This window comes from Streptomyces sp. Ru73, from assembly GCF_002920575.1.
Lineage (GTDB): Bacteria > Actinomycetota > Actinomycetes > Streptomycetales > Streptomycetaceae > Streptomyces.
Map to the genome: position 1 here is coordinate 21,429 of NZ_PQSQ01000081.1, position 16,134 is coordinate 37,562.

General features: G+C 69.7%; 14 protein-coding genes and 1 pseudogene. 9 read left to right on the plus strand and 6 right to left on the minus strand.

Annotated elements, in window-relative coordinates; translation table 11 throughout:
- Window positions 1–71: 71 nt before the first annotated feature.
- Window positions 72–1,838: a lysine--tRNA ligase gene (gene lysS, locus C3486_RS27715; RefSeq protein WP_374936924.1), complete on the minus strand. Its 1,767-nt coding sequence runs from the start codon at window positions 1,836–1,838 to the stop codon at window positions 72–74.
- A gap of 262 nt (window positions 1,839–2,100) precedes the next feature.
- Between lysS and argS the strand changes: the two genes are divergently transcribed.
- Window positions 2,101–3,855 (plus strand): arginine--tRNA ligase, encoded by a 1,755-nt coding sequence (argS, locus tag C3486_RS27720; RefSeq protein WP_103835508.1) that lies wholly within the window; start codon window positions 2,101–2,103, stop codon window positions 3,853–3,855.
- 84 nt (window positions 3,856–3,939) lie between these two features.
- Here the strand turns inward: argS and C3486_RS27725 are convergent, their stop codons facing one another.
- Window positions 3,940–5,166 carry an ROK family protein gene (locus C3486_RS27725; RefSeq protein ID WP_258053032.1) on the minus strand — a complete coding sequence of 409 codons (1,227 nt, stop codon included), beginning with the start codon at window positions 5,164–5,166 and terminating at the stop codon, window positions 3,940–3,942.
- A gap of 168 nt (window positions 5,167–5,334) precedes the next feature.
- Between C3486_RS27725 and C3486_RS27730 the strand changes: the two genes are divergently transcribed.
- The 4 genes from C3486_RS27730 to C3486_RS27745 all read left to right on the plus strand — a co-directional run bounded on the left by C3486_RS27730 (window position 5,335) and on the right by C3486_RS27745 (window position 8,960).
- The gene (locus tag C3486_RS27730; RefSeq protein WP_103835509.1) at window positions 5,335–6,213 is read left to right on the plus strand and encodes a sugar phosphate isomerase/epimerase; all 879 of its coding nucleotides are present in this window, start codon (window positions 5,335–5,337) and stop codon (window positions 6,211–6,213) included.
- Window positions 6,214–6,334: 121 nt separating this feature from the next.
- Window positions 6,335–7,009 carry a nucleoside/nucleotide kinase family protein gene (locus C3486_RS27735; RefSeq protein ID WP_103835510.1) on the plus strand — a complete coding sequence of 225 codons (675 nt, stop codon included), beginning with the start codon at window positions 6,335–6,337 and terminating at the stop codon, window positions 7,007–7,009.
- Window positions 7,006–8,685, plus strand: coding sequence for a sodium:solute symporter family protein (locus C3486_RS27740; RefSeq protein ID WP_103835511.1), 1,680 nt, complete (start codon window positions 7,006–7,008; stop codon window positions 8,683–8,685). The genes C3486_RS27735 and C3486_RS27740 overlap by 4 nt, the downstream gene beginning before the upstream one ends.
- On the plus strand, window positions 8,682–8,960 hold the full coding sequence (locus tag C3486_RS27745) for a hypothetical protein (RefSeq protein WP_103835512.1): 279 nt from the start codon (window positions 8,682–8,684) through the stop codon (window positions 8,958–8,960). Before C3486_RS27740 ends, C3486_RS27745 begins: the two co-directional genes overlap by 4 nt.
- A 417-nt stretch (window positions 8,961–9,377) precedes the next feature.
- On the opposite strand, the gene C3486_RS27750 is transcribed toward C3486_RS27745, so the two are convergent.
- On the minus strand, window positions 9,378–11,519 hold the full coding sequence (locus tag C3486_RS27750; protein ID WP_103835513.1) for a tetratricopeptide repeat protein: 2,142 nt from the start codon (window positions 11,517–11,519) through the stop codon (window positions 9,378–9,380).
- Window positions 11,520–11,938: 419 nt separating this feature from the next.
- Window positions 11,939–12,354: pseudogene (locus tag C3486_RS27755) on the minus strand (ATP-binding protein).
- A gap of 102 nt (window positions 12,355–12,456) precedes the next feature.
- On the opposite strand from C3486_RS27755, the gene C3486_RS27760 reads away from it, so the two are divergent.
- The 4 genes from C3486_RS27760 (at window position 12,457) to C3486_RS27775 (ending at window position 14,434) form a co-directional block, all read left to right on the plus strand.
- Window positions 12,457–13,287 (plus strand): helix-turn-helix transcriptional regulator, encoded by an 831-nt coding sequence (locus C3486_RS27760; RefSeq protein ID WP_103835514.1) that lies wholly within the window; start codon window positions 12,457–12,459, stop codon window positions 13,285–13,287.
- Window positions 13,284–13,481, plus strand: a complete 198-nt coding sequence (locus C3486_RS27765; protein ID WP_103835515.1) for a DUF397 domain-containing protein — start codon at window positions 13,284–13,286, stop codon at window positions 13,479–13,481. The genes C3486_RS27760 and C3486_RS27765 overlap by 4 nt, the downstream gene beginning before the upstream one ends.
- Complete coding sequence (locus C3486_RS27770) at window positions 13,466–13,651, plus strand: DUF397 domain-containing protein (RefSeq protein WP_103835516.1); 186 nt, start codon at window positions 13,466–13,468, stop codon at window positions 13,649–13,651. The genes C3486_RS27765 and C3486_RS27770 overlap by 16 nt, the downstream gene beginning before the upstream one ends.
- Window positions 13,652–13,729: 78 nt before the next feature.
- On the plus strand, window positions 13,730–14,434 hold the full coding sequence (locus C3486_RS27775; RefSeq protein ID WP_103835517.1) for a DUF6882 domain-containing protein: 705 nt from the start codon (window positions 13,730–13,732) through the stop codon (window positions 14,432–14,434).
- A 96-nt stretch (window positions 14,435–14,530) separates the two neighbouring features.
- Here C3486_RS27775 and hemB read toward each other — a convergent pair whose 3' ends face one another.
- Entirely contained in the window at window positions 14,531–15,523 is a 993-nt protein-coding gene (hemB, locus tag C3486_RS27780; protein ID WP_103835518.1) for a porphobilinogen synthase, read from the minus strand.
- Window positions 15,520–16,134: uroporphyrinogen-III synthase (locus C3486_RS27785; RefSeq protein ID WP_146075072.1), on the minus strand; the 615-nt coding region annotated here is incomplete at its 5' end. The genes hemB and C3486_RS27785, both read right to left, overlap by 4 nt.

Sequence of the window (16,134 nt, forward strand, 5' to 3'; positions counted from 1 at the left end):
GAAACGGCTCCGGCCCCGGAAACGACTCCGGCCCCGGGAACGGCGTTCCCGGGGCCGGCTCGTACGGGCGGTTACGCGCCCAGCAGCTTGCGTACGCGGTCCGCGCCGACCGCCAGCAGCAGCGTGGGCAGTCGCGGGCCGGTCTCCCGGCTGACCAGCAGGCGGTACAGCAGCGCGAAGAACGCCCGCTGGGCCGTCTTGATCTCCGGCGGGAGCTCCTTGGCCGTGGCGTCGGCCGAGTAACCCGCCTGGACCTTCGGCACGCCGTAGACCAGGTGCGTCAGGCCGTCGAGCGACCAGTGGTCGGCCAGCCCGTCCAGCAGCAGCCGCAGCGACTCGCGGGCGTGCTCGTCCAGCGAGCCGAGCAGCTCGGCGTCCGGCTCCTCACGGACGATGGTCCGCTGGTCGGCCGGCACCTGGCTGGTGATCCACTGCTCGGCGCGGTCCAGCCGCGGCCGGACCTCGTCCAGCGAGCCGACCGGCTTCTCCGGGTCCAGCTCGCTGAGGATGCGCAGGGTCTGCTCGTCGTGGCCGGCCGTGATGTCGGCGACCGAGGCGAGCGTGCGGTACGGGAGCGGGCGCGGCGTCTTCGGCAGCTCACCCGCCGCGGTCCCGATGGCACGGGTGTACGCCGCCGCGTCGGCCGGCAGCACGGTGCCGTCGGCGACCTTGGCGTCCAGCCGGTCCCACTCGTCGTACAGCCGCTGGATCTCCTGGTCGAAGGCGATCTTGAACGACTGGTTCGGGCGGCGCCGCGCGTACAGCCAGCGCAGCAGCTGCGGCTCCATGATCTGCAGGGCGTCGGCCGGGGTCGGCACCCCGCCCTTCGAGGAGGACATCTTGGCCATGCCGCTGATGCCGACGAAGGCGTACATCGGCCCGATCGGCTGCTTGCCGTCGAAGATCCCGACGATCTGCCCGCCGACCTGGAACGACGACCCCGGAGACGAGTGGTCGACGCCCGAGGGCTCGAAGATCACGCCCTCGTAGGCCCAGCGCATGGGCCAGTCGACCTTCCAGACCAGCTTGCCGCCGTTGAACTCGCTCAGCCGCACCGTCTCGCCGTGCCCGCAGGTGCAGGTGTAGGTGAGCTCGGTGGTGTCGTCGTCGTACGCGGTGACGGTGGTGAAGTCCTTGCCGCAGGCCGTGCAGTACGGCTTGTACGGGAAGTAGCCCGCGCCGCCGCCGCTGCCGTCGTCCTCACCGGCCGCGCCGGAGCCCTCGGCGGCCTCCAGCTCGGCCTCGTCCACCGGCTTCTGCGACTTCTTCGCCGGGGCCTTCTTCGTGCGGTACTGGGCGAGGATCGCGTCGATCTCACCGCGGTGCTTCATCGCGTGCAGGATCTGCTCGCGGTACACGCCCGAGGTGTACTGCGCGGTCTGGCTGATGCCGTCGTACTCGACGCCCAGCTGCGCGAGCGACTCGACCATGGCGGCCTTGAAGTGCTCGGCCCAGTTCGGGTAGGCCGAGCCCTTGGGGGCCGGGACGCTGGTCAGCGGCTTGCCGATGTGCTCGGCCCAGGAGTCGTCCACGCCCTCGACGCCGAACGGGACCTTGCGGTACCGGTCGTAGTCGTCCCAGGACAGTACGTGCCGGACCTCGTACCCGCGCCGCCGGATCTCGTCCGCGACCAGGTGCGGGGTCATGACCTCGCGGAGGTTGCCCAGGTGGATCGGGCCGGAGGGGGACAGGCCGGAGGCCACCACGACCGGTTTGCCAGGCGCGCGACGCTCCGACTCGGCGATGACCTCATCCGCGTAACGGGAGACCCAGTCGGTTGTCTCGGTGCTCTGAGCCACGGTCGGCCCTTCCTCTTCTGCTTCGCGCGTTCGCTCGATCACATGCTCGATCACGTGATCGCTTACGGTCGTGAGCCCGGCCCGGAACCCCGGCGGTCCTGCTGCGCTCGGTGCGTGATCCGGAGCGGGGCCGCCCAGGCCGCAGGCCTGGCCGTTCCATTGTCCCAGACGCCCCCGTGATCAATGCCCCCGGCGCCCGGTGCCCGCCGGGGACAAAATCCGGAGAGGCCGCCGACACCGCCGTGAAATACTGGCGGCAAACCCCGACCACCTTTCTCCTCCGACGGAACGGCAGCACTCCATGGCTTCGGTCCCTTCTCTCGCCGCTACGGTCAACCAGCGCGTCTCGGACGCCCTCTCGGCAGCCCTGCCGGAGGCCGGCGCCGCCGACCCGCTGCTGCGACGTAGTGACCGGGCCGACTTCCAGGCCAACGGCATGCTGGCGCTCGCCAAGAAGCTCAAGGGCAACCCCCGCGAGCTGGCGGGCAAGGTCGTGGACGGCGTCTCCGCGCCCGGCCTCATCCAGGACGTCGAGGTCTCGGGCCCCGGCTTCCTCAACATCACGGTCGCCGACGAGGCGATCGTGAAGACGCTGGCGGCGCGGGCCGAGGACGACCGGCTCGGCGTGCCGTACGCCGAGAACCCCGGCACCACGGTGATCGACTACGCCCAGCCGAACGTCGCCAAGGAGATGCACGTCGGCCACCTGCGGTCCGCCGTGATCGGTGACGCGCTGCGCCACCTGCTGGACTTCACCGGCGAGAAGACGATCGGCCGGCACCACATCGGCGACTGGGGCACCCAGTTCGGCATGCTCATCCAGTACCTGATCGAGCACCCCGGCGAGCTGGCCCCGGCCGAGGACGTCGACGGCGAGCAGGCCATGTCGAACCTGAACCGGGTCTACAAGGCGTCGCGCGCCGTCTTCGACGCGGACGAGGAGTTCAAGGAGCGGGCCCGGAAGCGGGTCGTGGCGCTCCAGTCCGGCGACAAGGAGACCCTGGACCTCTGGCAGCGGTTCGTGGACGAGTCGAAGGTCTACTTCTACTCCGTCTTCGAGAAGCTGGACATGGAGATCCGGGACGACGAGATCGTCGGCGAGTCCGCGTACAACGACATGATGGCCGAGACGGCCCGGCTGCTGGAGGAGTCCGGCGTCGCGGTCCGCTCCGAGGGCGCCCTCGTCGTCTTCTTCGACGACATCAAGGGCAAGGACGACCAGCCGGTCCCGCTGATCGTCCAGAAGGCGGACGGCGGCTTCGGCTACGCGGCCTCCGACCTCTCCGCGATCCGCAACCGCGTGCTCGACCTGCAGGCGACGACCCTCCTCTACGTCGTGGACGTGCGTCAGTCCCTGCACTTCAAGATGGTCTTCGAGACGGCCCGCCGGATGGGCTGGCTGAACGACCGGGTCACGGCCCACAACATGGGCTACGGCACGGTGCTCGGCGCGGACGGCAAGCCGTTCAAGACGCGTGCGGGCGAGACCGTCCGGCTGGAGGACCTGCTCGACGAGGCGGCGCAGCGCGCGGCCGAGGTGGTGCGCGAGAAGGCGCGCGACCTCACCGAGGAGGAGATCCAGGAGCGGGGCGCCCAGGTCGGCATCGGCGCGGTGAAGTACGCGGACCTCTCCACGTCGGCGAACCGCGACTACAAGTTCGACCTGGACCAGATGGTCTCGCTGAACGGCGACACCTCGGTCTACATCCAGTACGCGTACGCCCGGATCAGGTCCATCCTCCGCAAGGCGGGCGAGACCGGCCCCGTCCCGCACCCGGAGCTGCCCCTGGCCCCGGCGGAGCGGGCGCTGGGCCTGCACCTGGACGCGTTCGGCGACACGGTCGCCGAGGCGGCCAAGGAGTACGCCCCGCACAAGCTGACCGCGTACCTCTACCAGCTCGCGTCCCTCTACACGACCTTCTACGACCAGTGCCCGGTCCTGAAGGCGGACACCCCCGAGCAGACCGAGAACCGCCTCTTCCTGTGCGACATCACCGCCCGCACCCTCCACAAGGGCATGTCCCTCCTGGGCATCAGGACGCCTGAGCGGCTCTGACCAGCCCAGCGGCCGCCCGACGGCCCTGCACGAAAGCCCTGCCGGGACCGGTCCCGGCAGGGCTTTCGTATGCGGTCCGCCGCCTCAGCGTCCCTGTGCCAGTGCCTCGTCCACCGTGGCCGGGGCGAAGAGGGCGTCGGCGACCATGTGGGCCGCGCCGGTGACGCCGGCTCTGGTGCGCAGGTCGGAGGTGACGACGCGGAGGTCGCGGGTGGCCAGGGGGAGGGAGCGGCGGTAGGTCACCTCGCGGATGCCCGCTATCAAGTGGTCCTGCGCGTGGGCCAGTTCGCCGCCGATGACGAGGAGGGAGGGGTTGAGCAGGCTGACGGTGTCGGCCAGGGCGCGGCCGAGGAGGCGGCCGCGCTGGCGCAGCAGCCGTACCGCGTCGTGGCTGCCGTCCCTGACCAGCGCCACCACGTCGTCGGTCGCCGTCACCTCGTGGCCGGCCGCCGCCAGGTCGCGGACCAGGGCCCAGCCGCCGGCCAGTGCCTCCAGGCATCCGGTGTTGCCGCAGCGGCAGGCCGGCGCGTCGGCGTCGGCCTCGTCGACGCCGGGGGCGGGGATGTGGCCGATGTCGCCGGCCGCGCCGCGCGCGCCGTGGTGCAGCCGGCCGCCCAGCACCAGCCCTGAGCCGATGCCGGTGCCGACCTTGATGTAGAGCAGGTGTTCCTCGTCGGGCCAGTTGACGCGGTGCTCGCCCAGCGCCATCAGGTTGGTGTCCTTGTCGGCGAGGACGAGGCAGTCGTAGCGGTCGCGGAAGAAGGCGGGGACCTCGTAACCGTCCCAGCCGGTCATGATCGGCGGGCTGACGACCCGCCCGGTGCCCGCCTCGACCGGGCCCGGCACGCCGATGCCCACGCCGCGTACGGGCTGTGCGTCGGTGTCCACGTCCACCGTGGTCAGCAGCCGGTCGAAGTCGGACTGCACCTGGGTGAGCACCCGCTGCGGGCCGTCCGCGACGTCCAGGCCCCGCCGGTCCGAGGCGAGGATGCTGCCGGCCATGTCCGTGACGGCGGTACGCAGGTGGCTGCCGCCGATGTCGGCGACGAGCAGGACGCCGGAGTCCCGGCGCAGCCGGAAGGAGCCGGCCCGCCGGCCGCCGGTGGCCCCGCCGGTGCCCGCGTCCTCCAGATAGCCCGCCGCGTCCAGCGCTTCGAGGCGGGCGGCCATCGTGGAGCGGGAGAGCCCGGTCGCCGCCATCAGTTCCGCCCGGGTCGTGGCCCGTCCGCTGCGGATCAGTTCCAGTACGGCCCCCGGCCCCGTGGGATGGGCCCGGCCCCCGCCCGGCAGCGCCGTCGTCGCCTCCGCCACCGCTTCCTGCCTCCTCGTTCCTCGGCAACGCCCCCACCTTACGCCTACCTATGCCTTGGCTCACCACATCTTTTGCTTGTCCATCTTACAAAAGATGCCTAGCATCAACGCGACAAGGCGCGGCCGGGACCATCAGGCGCGCCGGACCGCAGGAGAGGAAGACCCGCCATGAGCACACTCGGCGTACACGCACTCGTCTGGACCGGCGACTGGGACCGGGAGGGCGCGCGCAAGGCCGCGGCCGGCAGCCGCGCGGCGGGCTACGACCTGGTCGAGATATCCCTGCACGACCCGGAGATCGTCGACATCGCCGGCACCCGCGAGGTGCTGAAGGAGTACGGCCTGGCGGTGGCGTGCTCGCGCGGGCTCTCCTTCGACTGCGACGTCTCCGCCGAGGACCCGGCCGCTTCGGAGCGCGGCGAGGCACTGCTCCGCCAGGCGCTGCGGATCACCAGTGACCTCGGCGGCGAGTACTTCACGGGCGTCCTCTACGGCGCGCTCGGCAAGTACGGGCAGCAACCCACCGCACGGGGCCGGGCGCACGCCGTGGCCGCGCTGCGCCGGCTGGCCGCCGAGGCCGCCGACCTGGGCGTCACGCTCGGCCTGGAGGTCGTGAACCGGTACGAGAACAACCTGATCAACACCGCGGCCCAGTGCCTGGAGCTGATCGACGAGATCGGCGCGCCGCCGAACGTCAAGGTCCACCTGGACACGTACCACATGAACATCGAGGAGCAGGACTTCGTGCGGCCGGTCCTGGCCTGCGGCGACCGCCTCGGTTACGTCCACGTCGGCGAGTCGAACCGCGGCTATCTCGGCTCCGGCACGATCGACTTCACGGCCTTCTTCCACGCCCTCGCCGACATCGGCTACGACGGCCCGATCACCTTCGAGTCCTTCTCCTCCGCCGTCGTCGCCCCCGGCCTCTCCAACGACCTCGCCGTCTGGCGCAACCTCTGGGACGACAGCGCCGACCTGGCCGGACACGCCCGCGCGTACATGGCCGGCCAGCTCAAGGCCGCGTCGCGGCCGGCCACCGGCGTCTGACCGATCCCGCCGCCCCCGTCCCGGGCGGCCACCGGCGTCCGACCGGTCCCGCCGCGGACGGCCACCGGCCTCCGCCCCCTCCCTTCCCTGTCCCGCTCCTTTCCGCGTCGAAAGCTCTCCCATGACTCCGCACGAACTCGTTGCGCGCGCCGAGCGGCTGGCCGCCGCGGGCGGCCGCCGCATCCTCGGCATCGCCGGCCCGCCCGGCGCCGGCAAGTCCACGCTCGCCGCGTACCTGGCCGACGCGCTGGGCGACCGCGCCGTCCTGGTCCCCATGGACGGCTACCACCTCGCCGACACCGAACTCCGCCGCCTGGACCGCATGGGCCGCAAGGGCGCGCCCGACACGTTCGACGCGTACGGATACGCGGCGCTGCTGCGCCGGCTGCGCGACCCGCGGGCCGGCGAGATCGTCTACGCGCCCGCGTTCGAACGGGAGCTGGAGCAGCCGCTGGCCGGCGCCCTGCCCGTACCGCCCGAGGTCCCGCTGGTCATCACGGAGGGCAACTACCTGCTGCTCGACGAGGAACCGTGGCCCGCGGTCCGCCCGCTGCTGGACGAGACGTGGTGGGTGGAGCTGGCGGCCGAGGAGCGGGTCGGGCGGCTGATCGCCCGGCACGAGCGGTTCGGCAAGACGCCCGAGCACGCCCGTGACTTCGTCCTCACCTCCGACGAGGCCAACGCGCGCCGGGTCGCGCCCGGTCGCGAGCGGGCCGACCTGGTCGTGGAGTTCGCGCCCGGCACGGCCCCGCGGCCGCAGGAAGCCGAGACCGGCGAGGGGAGAGCGGACGCATGAGCGGCACCCTCGACCTCCGCCCCGTCGACTGGTTCATGCTCGCGACGTACTTCATCGCGATCATCGCCATCGGCGTCTACACCAAGCGGGCCGTCGCCAGCTCCGGCGACTTCTTCCTCGCCGGCCGCTCGATGCCCGCGTGGATCACCGGCCTGGCCTTCGTCTCCGCCAACCTCGGCGCCCTGGAGATCATCGGCGGCGCGGCCAACGGCGCCCAGTACGGCGCGGCGGCCGTGCACTTCTACTGGCTCGGCGCGATCCCCGCCATGGTCTTCCTCGGCATCGTGATGATGCCGTTCTACTACTCCACTCGCGTGCACAGCGTCTCGGAGTACCTGCGCCGCCGCTTCAACGCCCAGACGCACCTGCTCAACAGCGTCGTCTTCGCGATAGCCCAGGTCATGCTGGCCGGCGTCAACCTCTTCGCGCTGGCGCTGATCGTGAAGCTGCTGATCGGCTGGCCGCTGTGGCTGTCGATCGTGCTCTCCGCGGTCTTCGTCCTCGCGTACATCACGCTCGGCGGCCTGGCCGGCGCGATCTACGGCGAGGTCCTGCAGTTCTTCGTCATCCTGGCCGGTCTCATCCCGATCGTCGCCATCGGCCTGCACACCGTCGGCGGCTTCCACGGCCTGCACCAGCACATCCAGCATCTGGACCCGAACCTGCTCAAGACCTGGCAGGGCACCCAGGTCGGCCACTGGAACAACCCGCTGGGCGACTGGATCGCGCTCGCCATGGGCGAGGGCTTCGTACTGGCCTTCGGCTACTGGACGACGAACTTCGCCGAGGTGCAGCGCTCGCTGGCCGCGAAGGACCTCAACTCCGCGCGCCGCACGCCGATCATCGCGGCCTTCCCGAAGATGGCCCTGCCGCTGTTCACGGTCGTGCCCGGCATGATCGCACTGGTCCTCATCCCCAGGCTGGGGAAGCCGGGCGGTCCGACGTACAACGACGTCATCCCCGAGATGATGCAGCGCTACCTGCCCAACGGCGTCCTGGGCATCGCGCTGACCGGCCTGCTCGCTGCGTTCATGGCCGGCATGGCGGCCAACATCTCCGGCTTCAACACGGTCTTCACGTACGACATCTGGAAGCCGTACATCAAGAAGAACCGCAGCGACCGGTACTACCTCACGGCCGGGCGGCTGGCGACCGTCGCGGGCATCGCGATCAGCGTCGGCACGGCGTTCATCGCCTCCGGGTACAGCAACATCCAGAACTACATGCAGCTGCTGTTCTCCTTCTTCAACTCCCCGCTCTTCGCGACCTTCCTGCTGGGCATGGTGTGGAAGCGGGTCACGCCGTGGGCCGGCTTCTGGGGCATGATCTCCGGCACGGCGGCAGCGGCCGCGGCCCACTTCTCCGCTTACCACCTCGCGTACTTCTACCCCGGCGGCGACATGAGCGGGGAGATCAACGCCCAGATGGCCAACTTCTACGGCGCCGCGGTCGCGTTCGTCGTCGACCTGGTCGTCACGGTCCTGGTCACCCTGGTCACCAAGCCCAAGCCGGACTCGGCCCTCCTGGGCCTGGTCCGCGGCCTGCCCGACCCCGACTCCCCCGACGCGCACGAGGCCGCGGTCCGCCAGCCGTGGTGGCGCTCGCCCGTCGTCCTCGGCTGTACCGTCCTCGCCCTGACCGCCGCGCTGAGTGTCTGGCTGGTGATCGCCGTATGAAGCCCGAACCGCCCGAGACGCCCGCCGCGCCCGCGAAGGCCCGCCGCGGCCTGGACCTGCGGGTCCTGATCGCCGGCCTGATGGGCCTGTACGGCGTGGTCCTCACCTTCCTCGGCCTCACCGACGGCCCGGCCGAGATCGCCAAGGCGAACGGCCTCCGCATCAACCTGTGGGTCGGCATCGGCCTGCTGGCCGTCGCGCTGGCCTTCGCCGTCTGGACGGTCCTGCGCCCGAGCGCGGAGGACGACTCCAAGGCACACCGGCCGGTCGACTGACCGGCTGTTCCCGGCGCCCGGGGCATCCGGCATCCGGGTGCCGGTCAGCACCTCCGCACCGGGCAGCGGGCCGTCGGCCGCGGGATTTCAGTCCCGCAGGAGATTACGCACGGTGGGCCCGGTGCCTTGACGAGCTGCACGGCACTGCGGTGCAGCGCCTCTCGCCCGGGCGTCAGCGGAGCGAAGTCCGCGTCGACCAGCGCCAGCGGGAAGACCAGCCGGGCGTGCCGGTCGGCCGGCAGGCCAGACACGGGCCCAGCCACGTTGTGAACGACACAGCAGTGGGGCGATCAGCCCCTCCTTGCCGTAAGGCAGGGGCGCCGTCCGCCCGTAGTCGGCCTCTCCGCTGAGCGACTGTTGCACCGCCGTGCACTTCGCCGGCTGAAATCTTCTGAGAATACGCCGGTCTCGATGCTGTCAAGCATTTCGAGAGGATCGGTATTGCGCTACACGCTCCTGAACAATCAGCGTCCAGGGATGCTCCGGACCGAGAACCCGCAGCCTCCTTCGCGCGACTTCTTCCGCGTGCTGAATCGCTTCCGGCATATCCCCCAATTGCGCAAGTGCCTGACTGAGGAGCGACTGGACACTCAATGTGACCGGATAGTCGGATCCATAGCGCTCTTTATGAGCAGCGAATGCTTTTTGAATGTGCGGGAGCGCCTCGGCAGGACGACCTGTGAACAATAGAGCATGCGCATATTGATGCTCCACTGTCAGAGTAATCGAATGCTCTTGGCCCAGCGCAAGGCGGCAGTCCGAAAGGAGCGCTGCCCCTTTCCTGGCTTCCTCCTCAAGCCCTGGGCCCGGAGGGGCGCTCAGCAAGTATCTTCTCGCGAGTAGCGTCAGAGGATGTACTGGCCCCAGCGTCTTGCTCCGGCCAGCTACGGTTCGCTTGATCAGCTCGACAGATTCAGATGTCTGACCGAGGGCATAGAGCGGGGACGAAAGCGAGAGGCAGCTTTCAAGTGTATCCAGCGCGTTTGGCCCCAGACTGCGTTCGCAATCTGCGAGAGTCTCGCGGAGCATGGTTTCAGCCTCTTCAAAGCGACCAAGCCGGCTAAGTGTGCGCCCTATGCGTTGGCGTAGCCTCAAGACCAAAGGGTGGTCGCCGCTCAAGCGCATTTTTAGGAGATCGACGGATCTTTCACCCAGGGCGAGCGCTGAACCATAGTCGCCCGCGCGATGCAAAGCCAGTGCGAGGCGCACAGAGCATTCTGCAGGCTTCTCGACGATCGCACCGTCGACATCGCCCCATTGCACCGTACGGCGCAGAAGCGCCAGCACATGCGGTACGAGCGGAGTGAAGTCGGCGGCCTGAGCCCCCCGCTCGGGCACCGCCGGCAAGGAATCCAGGAGCACTTCAGCGGCTTTGGTGATGAGCGGTTCATGTTGCTCTGTCGGCGTACGCCCGGCCACGCTGTCGAGCAGTACACCATGAGTGCGCAGGAAACGTGGGGTACCCGTCAGTAATTCAGTGAGGGAGTGGTCGAGTAGCCCCCTCAGCGCTGGCTCCACACGTTCAGCTGGGAGGTCCGAACCGAGTTCGACTCCGGCCAGAAGGGAAAGCGGCAGCGGATCTCCGGCCCAGCAGGCAAGCAACCGCAGCAACGTGTGAGCCTCGGGCGCGCCATGATTGGCGAGCGTGTCGAGCGAGAGCTGCCAGGTGCGGCTGACCAGGTGGCGCGAATCAGCACCGAGGACTGCTGCGCCCTGATCGATCAGCGCAATGGTGTCGGTTGTCCGGCCACCGTCGAGGTGGTGGCTGTATTGGGTCATCGTCCAGGGGTCGATTACCTGGTGAGCCAGGAAGGTACCGGCAAGCGTAAGCGCGAGGGGCAGTCGACCAAGCCGATCGGCGATCTCGGCGGCTTCCTCGGCCGTCCCGGCCTCAGGCGCGAGGTCACAGAGCACCTTGGCAGCGTCGTTGCGTGGAAGTACCCCCACGTGAAGCAGTTCGGCGCCAGGCCACCAGCGGGCCGCTGCTTGGCGGGTGGTGACCAGCACGGTGCCGCGGGGGCTGGAGCGCAGCCAACTGCCCTCTCTCAAGACAGCAGGATCGTCGGCGTTGTCGATCACCAGCAGCCAAGGCCGGTCTGAACGGTCCAGTCGGTCCCAGACCAGGTCGGCGGCGGCCCGCAGCCCACTGCGCGCGGCTGTCAATTCGCCATCCGAGGCGCCGCGGTCGGCGGCCACAGCGAGCATGCCGGTGCGCAGAGACGTTACGTCGGAGGCATTCACCCAGAGGCCGACCTGTCCGCCGTCGGTTGTCGCGTGACTGAAGAGCGCGCAGGCAACGGCCGTCTTGCCGCAGCCTCCGAGCCCATGGAGGACGTACACCTGGTTGCTGCCACCAGAGGCGACGGCGGCCCGCAGGTGTTCCATCAGCTCGGCACGGTCCCGTAGTACTTCGGGGAACCGGCCTACAGCCGGGCGGCGCACGGAATCGGGCGCCGCCCACACAGGGTCGTAGTGGTGGTGCTCGACGATATGTTGGTCCCCGGATGCCTGGTACACGCGGCCGTGGTGGCTGGCCTGGGCATCGTTGCGACTGTTCATTGCTGCCCCATGAACGTGTCCGCCACTACGGCAGCATGCGCAACCATCACAAGTCCCCCTTGATGCATACGGTTTCCGGAGCCACAGTAAGCCCAGTTCCGACCGCGCGCTGCCCTTCTCTTGTCGTTGATGGAGCCTGCCGGCGACATGCAGCCGGCAAGAGCTGAAGCTCCGCAGCCGGGGGTCGAGCAGGCGTGTTCGCCATGCTCCACTGCCATGGACAAGAGAGACCCCAGAAGACCATGTCGATGAGTGGGCGTGTGTCATCGCCAGCAGTTGTCCTTACATGGAGGTTGGCGCCGGCGTCGCCGGGTGACTGCGGGCCTCGTCAGCCATGCCAAGGACGCGACGAGCCCCTGAGACTCACCTGAAGCGGAATACGTTGATCCGAGCTCGAGCTTGCGAATCAATTCACGCGCTTACGTGTCTCCGAACTCGCACCACACGACCTTGCCGGGGTTCCGCTCGCCGACGCCCCACTTGTCGGCGAGCGCCCCGACGAGCAGCAGCCCCGGCCGTCTTCCGCGTCCGCGCCGGGGAGCGCGGGCGGGGTACGCGGCCACCCCGGCCCGGAGTCGTGCACCTCGATCCGTACGGTGCCGCTGTCGTCGCCGTACTGGTACAGCCGGAGCCGGAAGGCCCGCCCCCGGGGTACGCCGTGCCGCACCGCGTTGGTGGCCAGCTCGCTCACGCACAGCAACGCGTCGTCCGTACGGTCGCCGAGCCCCCAGGCCGCGAAGGCGCGCGCGGCAAACGCCCGCGCCTCCGGCACGGACCTGCGCGCCCGCGCGTAACACCGCTCCCGCAACCATTCGTTGTCGATCACCTCACGCATGTTGCTGTGCGTAACTAGGCTGAGGCAGTCGGTCCACCCGTACAGATCCGTTGTACGGGTCCGCTGCGCGTGACGCGCGGAAAATGGTGGGAGTGGGTCCCCATGCAGCCCCGGAATCATCCCAGTCGCCGGAAGACCGCGACGACGCTACGCCTCGTAGGCGCCCAACTGGCCCTTTTCCGCCGCCTCGCCGGGTATACCCAGCGCGAGCTGGCCGAGCGCCTGAACGTCGGCGAGGAGACGATCGCCTCGATCGAGCAGGGCAGACGCCCCTTGAAGGGGGACTTGGCCGAGCGCCTGGACCTGGAACTGGGCACACGCGGCGTGCTCGCGGTGGCCGTCGAGTACATGCCGGAGGTCGAGAAGTACCCGGTGTGGGCTGCGGAGTTCATCGATTACGAGCGTGAGGCGATCGCGCACTATTCGTACGAGAACCAGGTCTTCCCCGGCCTGCTCCAGACAGAGGCTTACGCCCGAGCCGTCTTCCGGAACGAAATCCCGGTGCTTTCCGAGGAGGAGATCGACGAGCGTGTTGCCGCACGCCTGGCGCGACAGGACATCATCCGCCGCAAGGTTCCGATCGACGCGAGCTTCATCATCGCGGAGAACGTGCTGATGCAGCGGCTGGGCGGCGAGGCCGTACGCCTGGAGCAGCTTCGCCGAGTACGCGAGTGCGCCGACCTCCCCGGTGTCAGTGTCCAGGTGATGCCGCTCGACAACGAGACGCATCCCGGCCTCTCCGGTCCCTGTGTCCTGCTGGAGACCCCCGACCACCTCCGTGTCGCTTACGTCGAGACGCAGTGCGGTGGTCAGCTCGTGAGCGACCAGCAGCAAGTCAGCCTCATGGCCCGCAAGTATGCGATGCTGCGGACGGAGGCTCTCAACCCAGAAGACTCCAAAGGCCTGTTGGACCGGCTATTAGGAGAGCAATGAGCGCCGCACTGCACTGGCTCAAGTCCAGCTACAGCACCGAACAAGGCGGCAACTGCATCGAGATCGCCATCCAGTCCACCGCAGTCCGCATCCGTGACTCCAAGGCCCCCGAGGGGCCGACCCTCATCGTTGGCCCCCATACCTGGGCTGACTTCACCGCCTTTGCCCGGGAACAGCAGTGCCCCCAGCACTGAAGTGGTTCAAGTCCAGCTACAGCGGCAGCGACGGCGGCGAATGCGTCGAGATCGCCGTCGCATCCATCAGCATCCGCATCCGCGACTCCAAAAACCCCAACGGCCCCCGCCTGCGCGTCTCCCCCGCCACCTGGGCAGATTTCACCGTATTCGTCGCGACGCGCGGATAACCCGGCCTAGGCGTGCAAACGGCGCGCACCGTCGCCCCGGATCCTCGGCCGCGCCAGCGGCCTTCGTAGGGTCGGGGGATGAGCAGCGCAGCATTCAGTGAGGCATTTGTCCGTGCGGTGGAGCCGTATGCCGCTTGGGGCGCGGAGCAGTTGGAGACGTTCAACGCATTTCTGCCCGAAGGGGACTGGAGCGCTGATCTCGATCAGTGCCACTACCGGCAGGGCCACCAGGACCTGCGAATATCCGTGCTCGGGACGTGGGACGCGAGAGACGGATCATGGCTGTGGGGATGGGCGAACCCCGGCTTCGGGAACGCGCCCGTCGCGGGCGCAGCGCACGCCGTGCGGCGGTTCGGGCACGAGCAGCAGATCCCCGAGTTCACGAACGAGGTCGTGCCGCTGGCCGGCGCTCCGGACCCGCGGATGGCCGCGGAGACGCTCGCGTTCGGCGCGATGGGCGTGCTCGGCGCGCCCGGGTACATCGGCGTGCAGGCCAGCCCGGACGCCCGCGTCTACTTCGTGCCGAACGATCCGCGCGTCCCGCGGTCCGCGCCCGACCCGGTCAAGCTGCCGCGCATCCTGATGACCGGCGCCGGCATCTTCGGCGGCTCGGAGCACCAGGTCGTGACCGGGTACTTCGGCCGCCACGGGGTGGAACTCCAGCGGACGCAGGACGGCTACTCCGTCGTCCTGCCCGACGGCACGCCGGTCAGCATCCGGTTCGACGGGCAGGGGCGCGTCACCTCGATCGACGCCCACTTCGCCAGCGCGGCGGGCCGGTGACGCCCACCCGTAGCCCGCACGGGAACGCCCCGGGCCCCTGCCGCCGTACGTGACCACGTACGGCGGCAGGGGCCCGGAAGAGCGACGCCGAAGGCGTCAGAGACGGCGGGCGACCTCCGTCGCCCAGTACGTCAGGATGTTCTGCGCACCGGCCCGCTTGATGCCGGTGAGGGTCTCCAGGATGGCCGCGTCGCGGTCGATCCAGCCCTTCTCAGCGGCCGCCTCGATCATCGCGTACTCGCCGGAGATCTGGTACGCCGCCACCGGCACGTCCACCGACTCCGCGACGTCCCGGAGGACGTCCAGGTACGGCATGGCCGGCTTGACCATGACCATGTCCGCGCCCTCCTCGAGGTCGAGCGCGAGCTCGCGCAGGGCCTCGCGGGAGTTGGCGGCGTCCTGCTGATAGGTCTTGCGGTCGCCCTGGAGCGACGAGCCGACCGCCTCGCGGAACGGGCCGTAGAAGGCGGAGGAGTACTTCGCCGTGTAGGCCAGGATCGAGACGTCCTGGTGGCCGACGCCGTCCAGCGCCTCGCGGATCACCCGGACCTGGCCGTCCATCATGCCGCTGGGGGCGACCGTGTGGGCACCCGCGTCGGCCTGGACCCGGGCCATCTCCGCGTACCGCTCCAGCGTGGCGTCGTTGTCGACCCGGCCGTCCGGGGTCAGCACGCCGCAGTGGCCGTGGTCGGTGAACTCGTCCAGGCACAGGTCGGACATGACGACCAGGTCGTCACCGACCTCGGCCCGCACGTCCCGCAGGGCGACCTGCAGGATGCCGTCCGGGTCCGTGCCGGCCGTGCCGTTCGCGTCCTTCTTGGACTCCTCGGGGACACCGAAGAGCATGATCCCGGAGACCCCGGCCGCCACGGCTTCCGCGGCGGCCTTCCGCAGGGTGTCGCGGGTGTGCTGGACGACCCCCGGCATGGCCTCGATCGGTACCGGCTCGGAGATGCCCTCCCGCACGAAGGCGGGCAGGATCAGGTCGGCCGGGTGGAGCCGGTGCTCGGCCACCATGCGGCGCATGGTGGCCGTGGTGCGCAGCCGGCGCGGCCGCGCTCCGGGGAATCGTCCGTACGTGCTGCTCAACTGCGAGCCCTCCTACGCGATCCGGGCCGGCGCTCGCTCGGACGGGTGACCGGGTCACCGTTCTCCAACGCGGCGGCACGCCGGGCTGCCCCGAAGTCCGCGAGCGCTTCGGCCAACTTGTGCACCGAGGGCTCGGGCGACATGACGTCCACGCGCAGCCCGTGCTCCTCGGCGGTCTTGGCGGTGGCCGGGCCGATACAGGCGATCACGGTCACGTTGTGCGGCTTGCCGGCGATGCCGACGAGGTTCCGCACCGTCGAAGACGAGGTGAAAAGTACCGCGTCGAAGCCGCCGCCCTTGATGGCCTCGCGGGTCGCGGCCGGCGGCGGCGAGGCGCGCACCGTCCGGTAGGCCGTGACGTCGTCGACCTCCCAGCCCAGCTCGATCAGGCCCGCCACCAGGGTCTCGGTGGCGATGTCGGCGCGCGGCAGGAACACCCGGTCGATCGGGTCGAAGACGGGATCGTACGGCGGCCAGTCTTCGAGCAGGCCCGCTGCCGACTGCTCGCCGCTCGGGACGAGGTCGGGCTTCACGCCGAAGGCGATGAGCGCCTTGGCGGTCTGCTCGCCCACGGCCGCGACCTTGATGCCCGCGAAGGCACGCGCGTCCAG

What these genes read in the sequence shown, in the direction of transcription:
- argS (WP_103835508.1), top strand. Translation starts at nt 2,101, where the DNA reads ATGGCTTCGGTCCCTTCTCTCGCCGCTACGGTCAACCAGCGCGTCTCG.
- C3486_RS27730 (WP_103835509.1), top strand. Translation starts at nt 5,335, where the DNA reads ATGAGCACACTCGGCGTACACGCACTCGTCTGGACCGGCGACTGGGAC.
- C3486_RS27735 (WP_103835510.1), top strand. Translation starts at nt 6,335, where the DNA reads ATGACTCCGCACGAACTCGTTGCGCGCGCCGAGCGGCTGGCCGCCGCG.
- C3486_RS27740 (WP_103835511.1), top strand. Translation starts at nt 7,006, where the DNA reads ATGAGCGGCACCCTCGACCTCCGCCCCGTCGACTGGTTCATGCTCGCG.
- C3486_RS27745 (WP_103835512.1), top strand. Translation starts at nt 8,682, where the DNA reads ATGAAGCCCGAACCGCCCGAGACGCCCGCCGCGCCCGCGAAGGCCCGC.
- C3486_RS27750 (WP_103835513.1), bottom strand. Translation starts at nt 11,519, where the DNA reads ATGAACAGTCGCAACGATGCCCAGGCCAGCCACCACGGCCGCGTGTAC.
- C3486_RS27760 (WP_103835514.1), top strand. Translation starts at nt 12,457, where the DNA reads ATGCAGCCCCGGAATCATCCCAGTCGCCGGAAGACCGCGACGACGCTA.
- C3486_RS27765 (WP_103835515.1), top strand. Translation starts at nt 13,284, where the DNA reads ATGAGCGCCGCACTGCACTGGCTCAAGTCCAGCTACAGCACCGAACAA.
- C3486_RS27775 (WP_103835517.1), top strand. Translation starts at nt 13,730, where the DNA reads ATGAGCAGCGCAGCATTCAGTGAGGCATTTGTCCGTGCGGTGGAGCCG.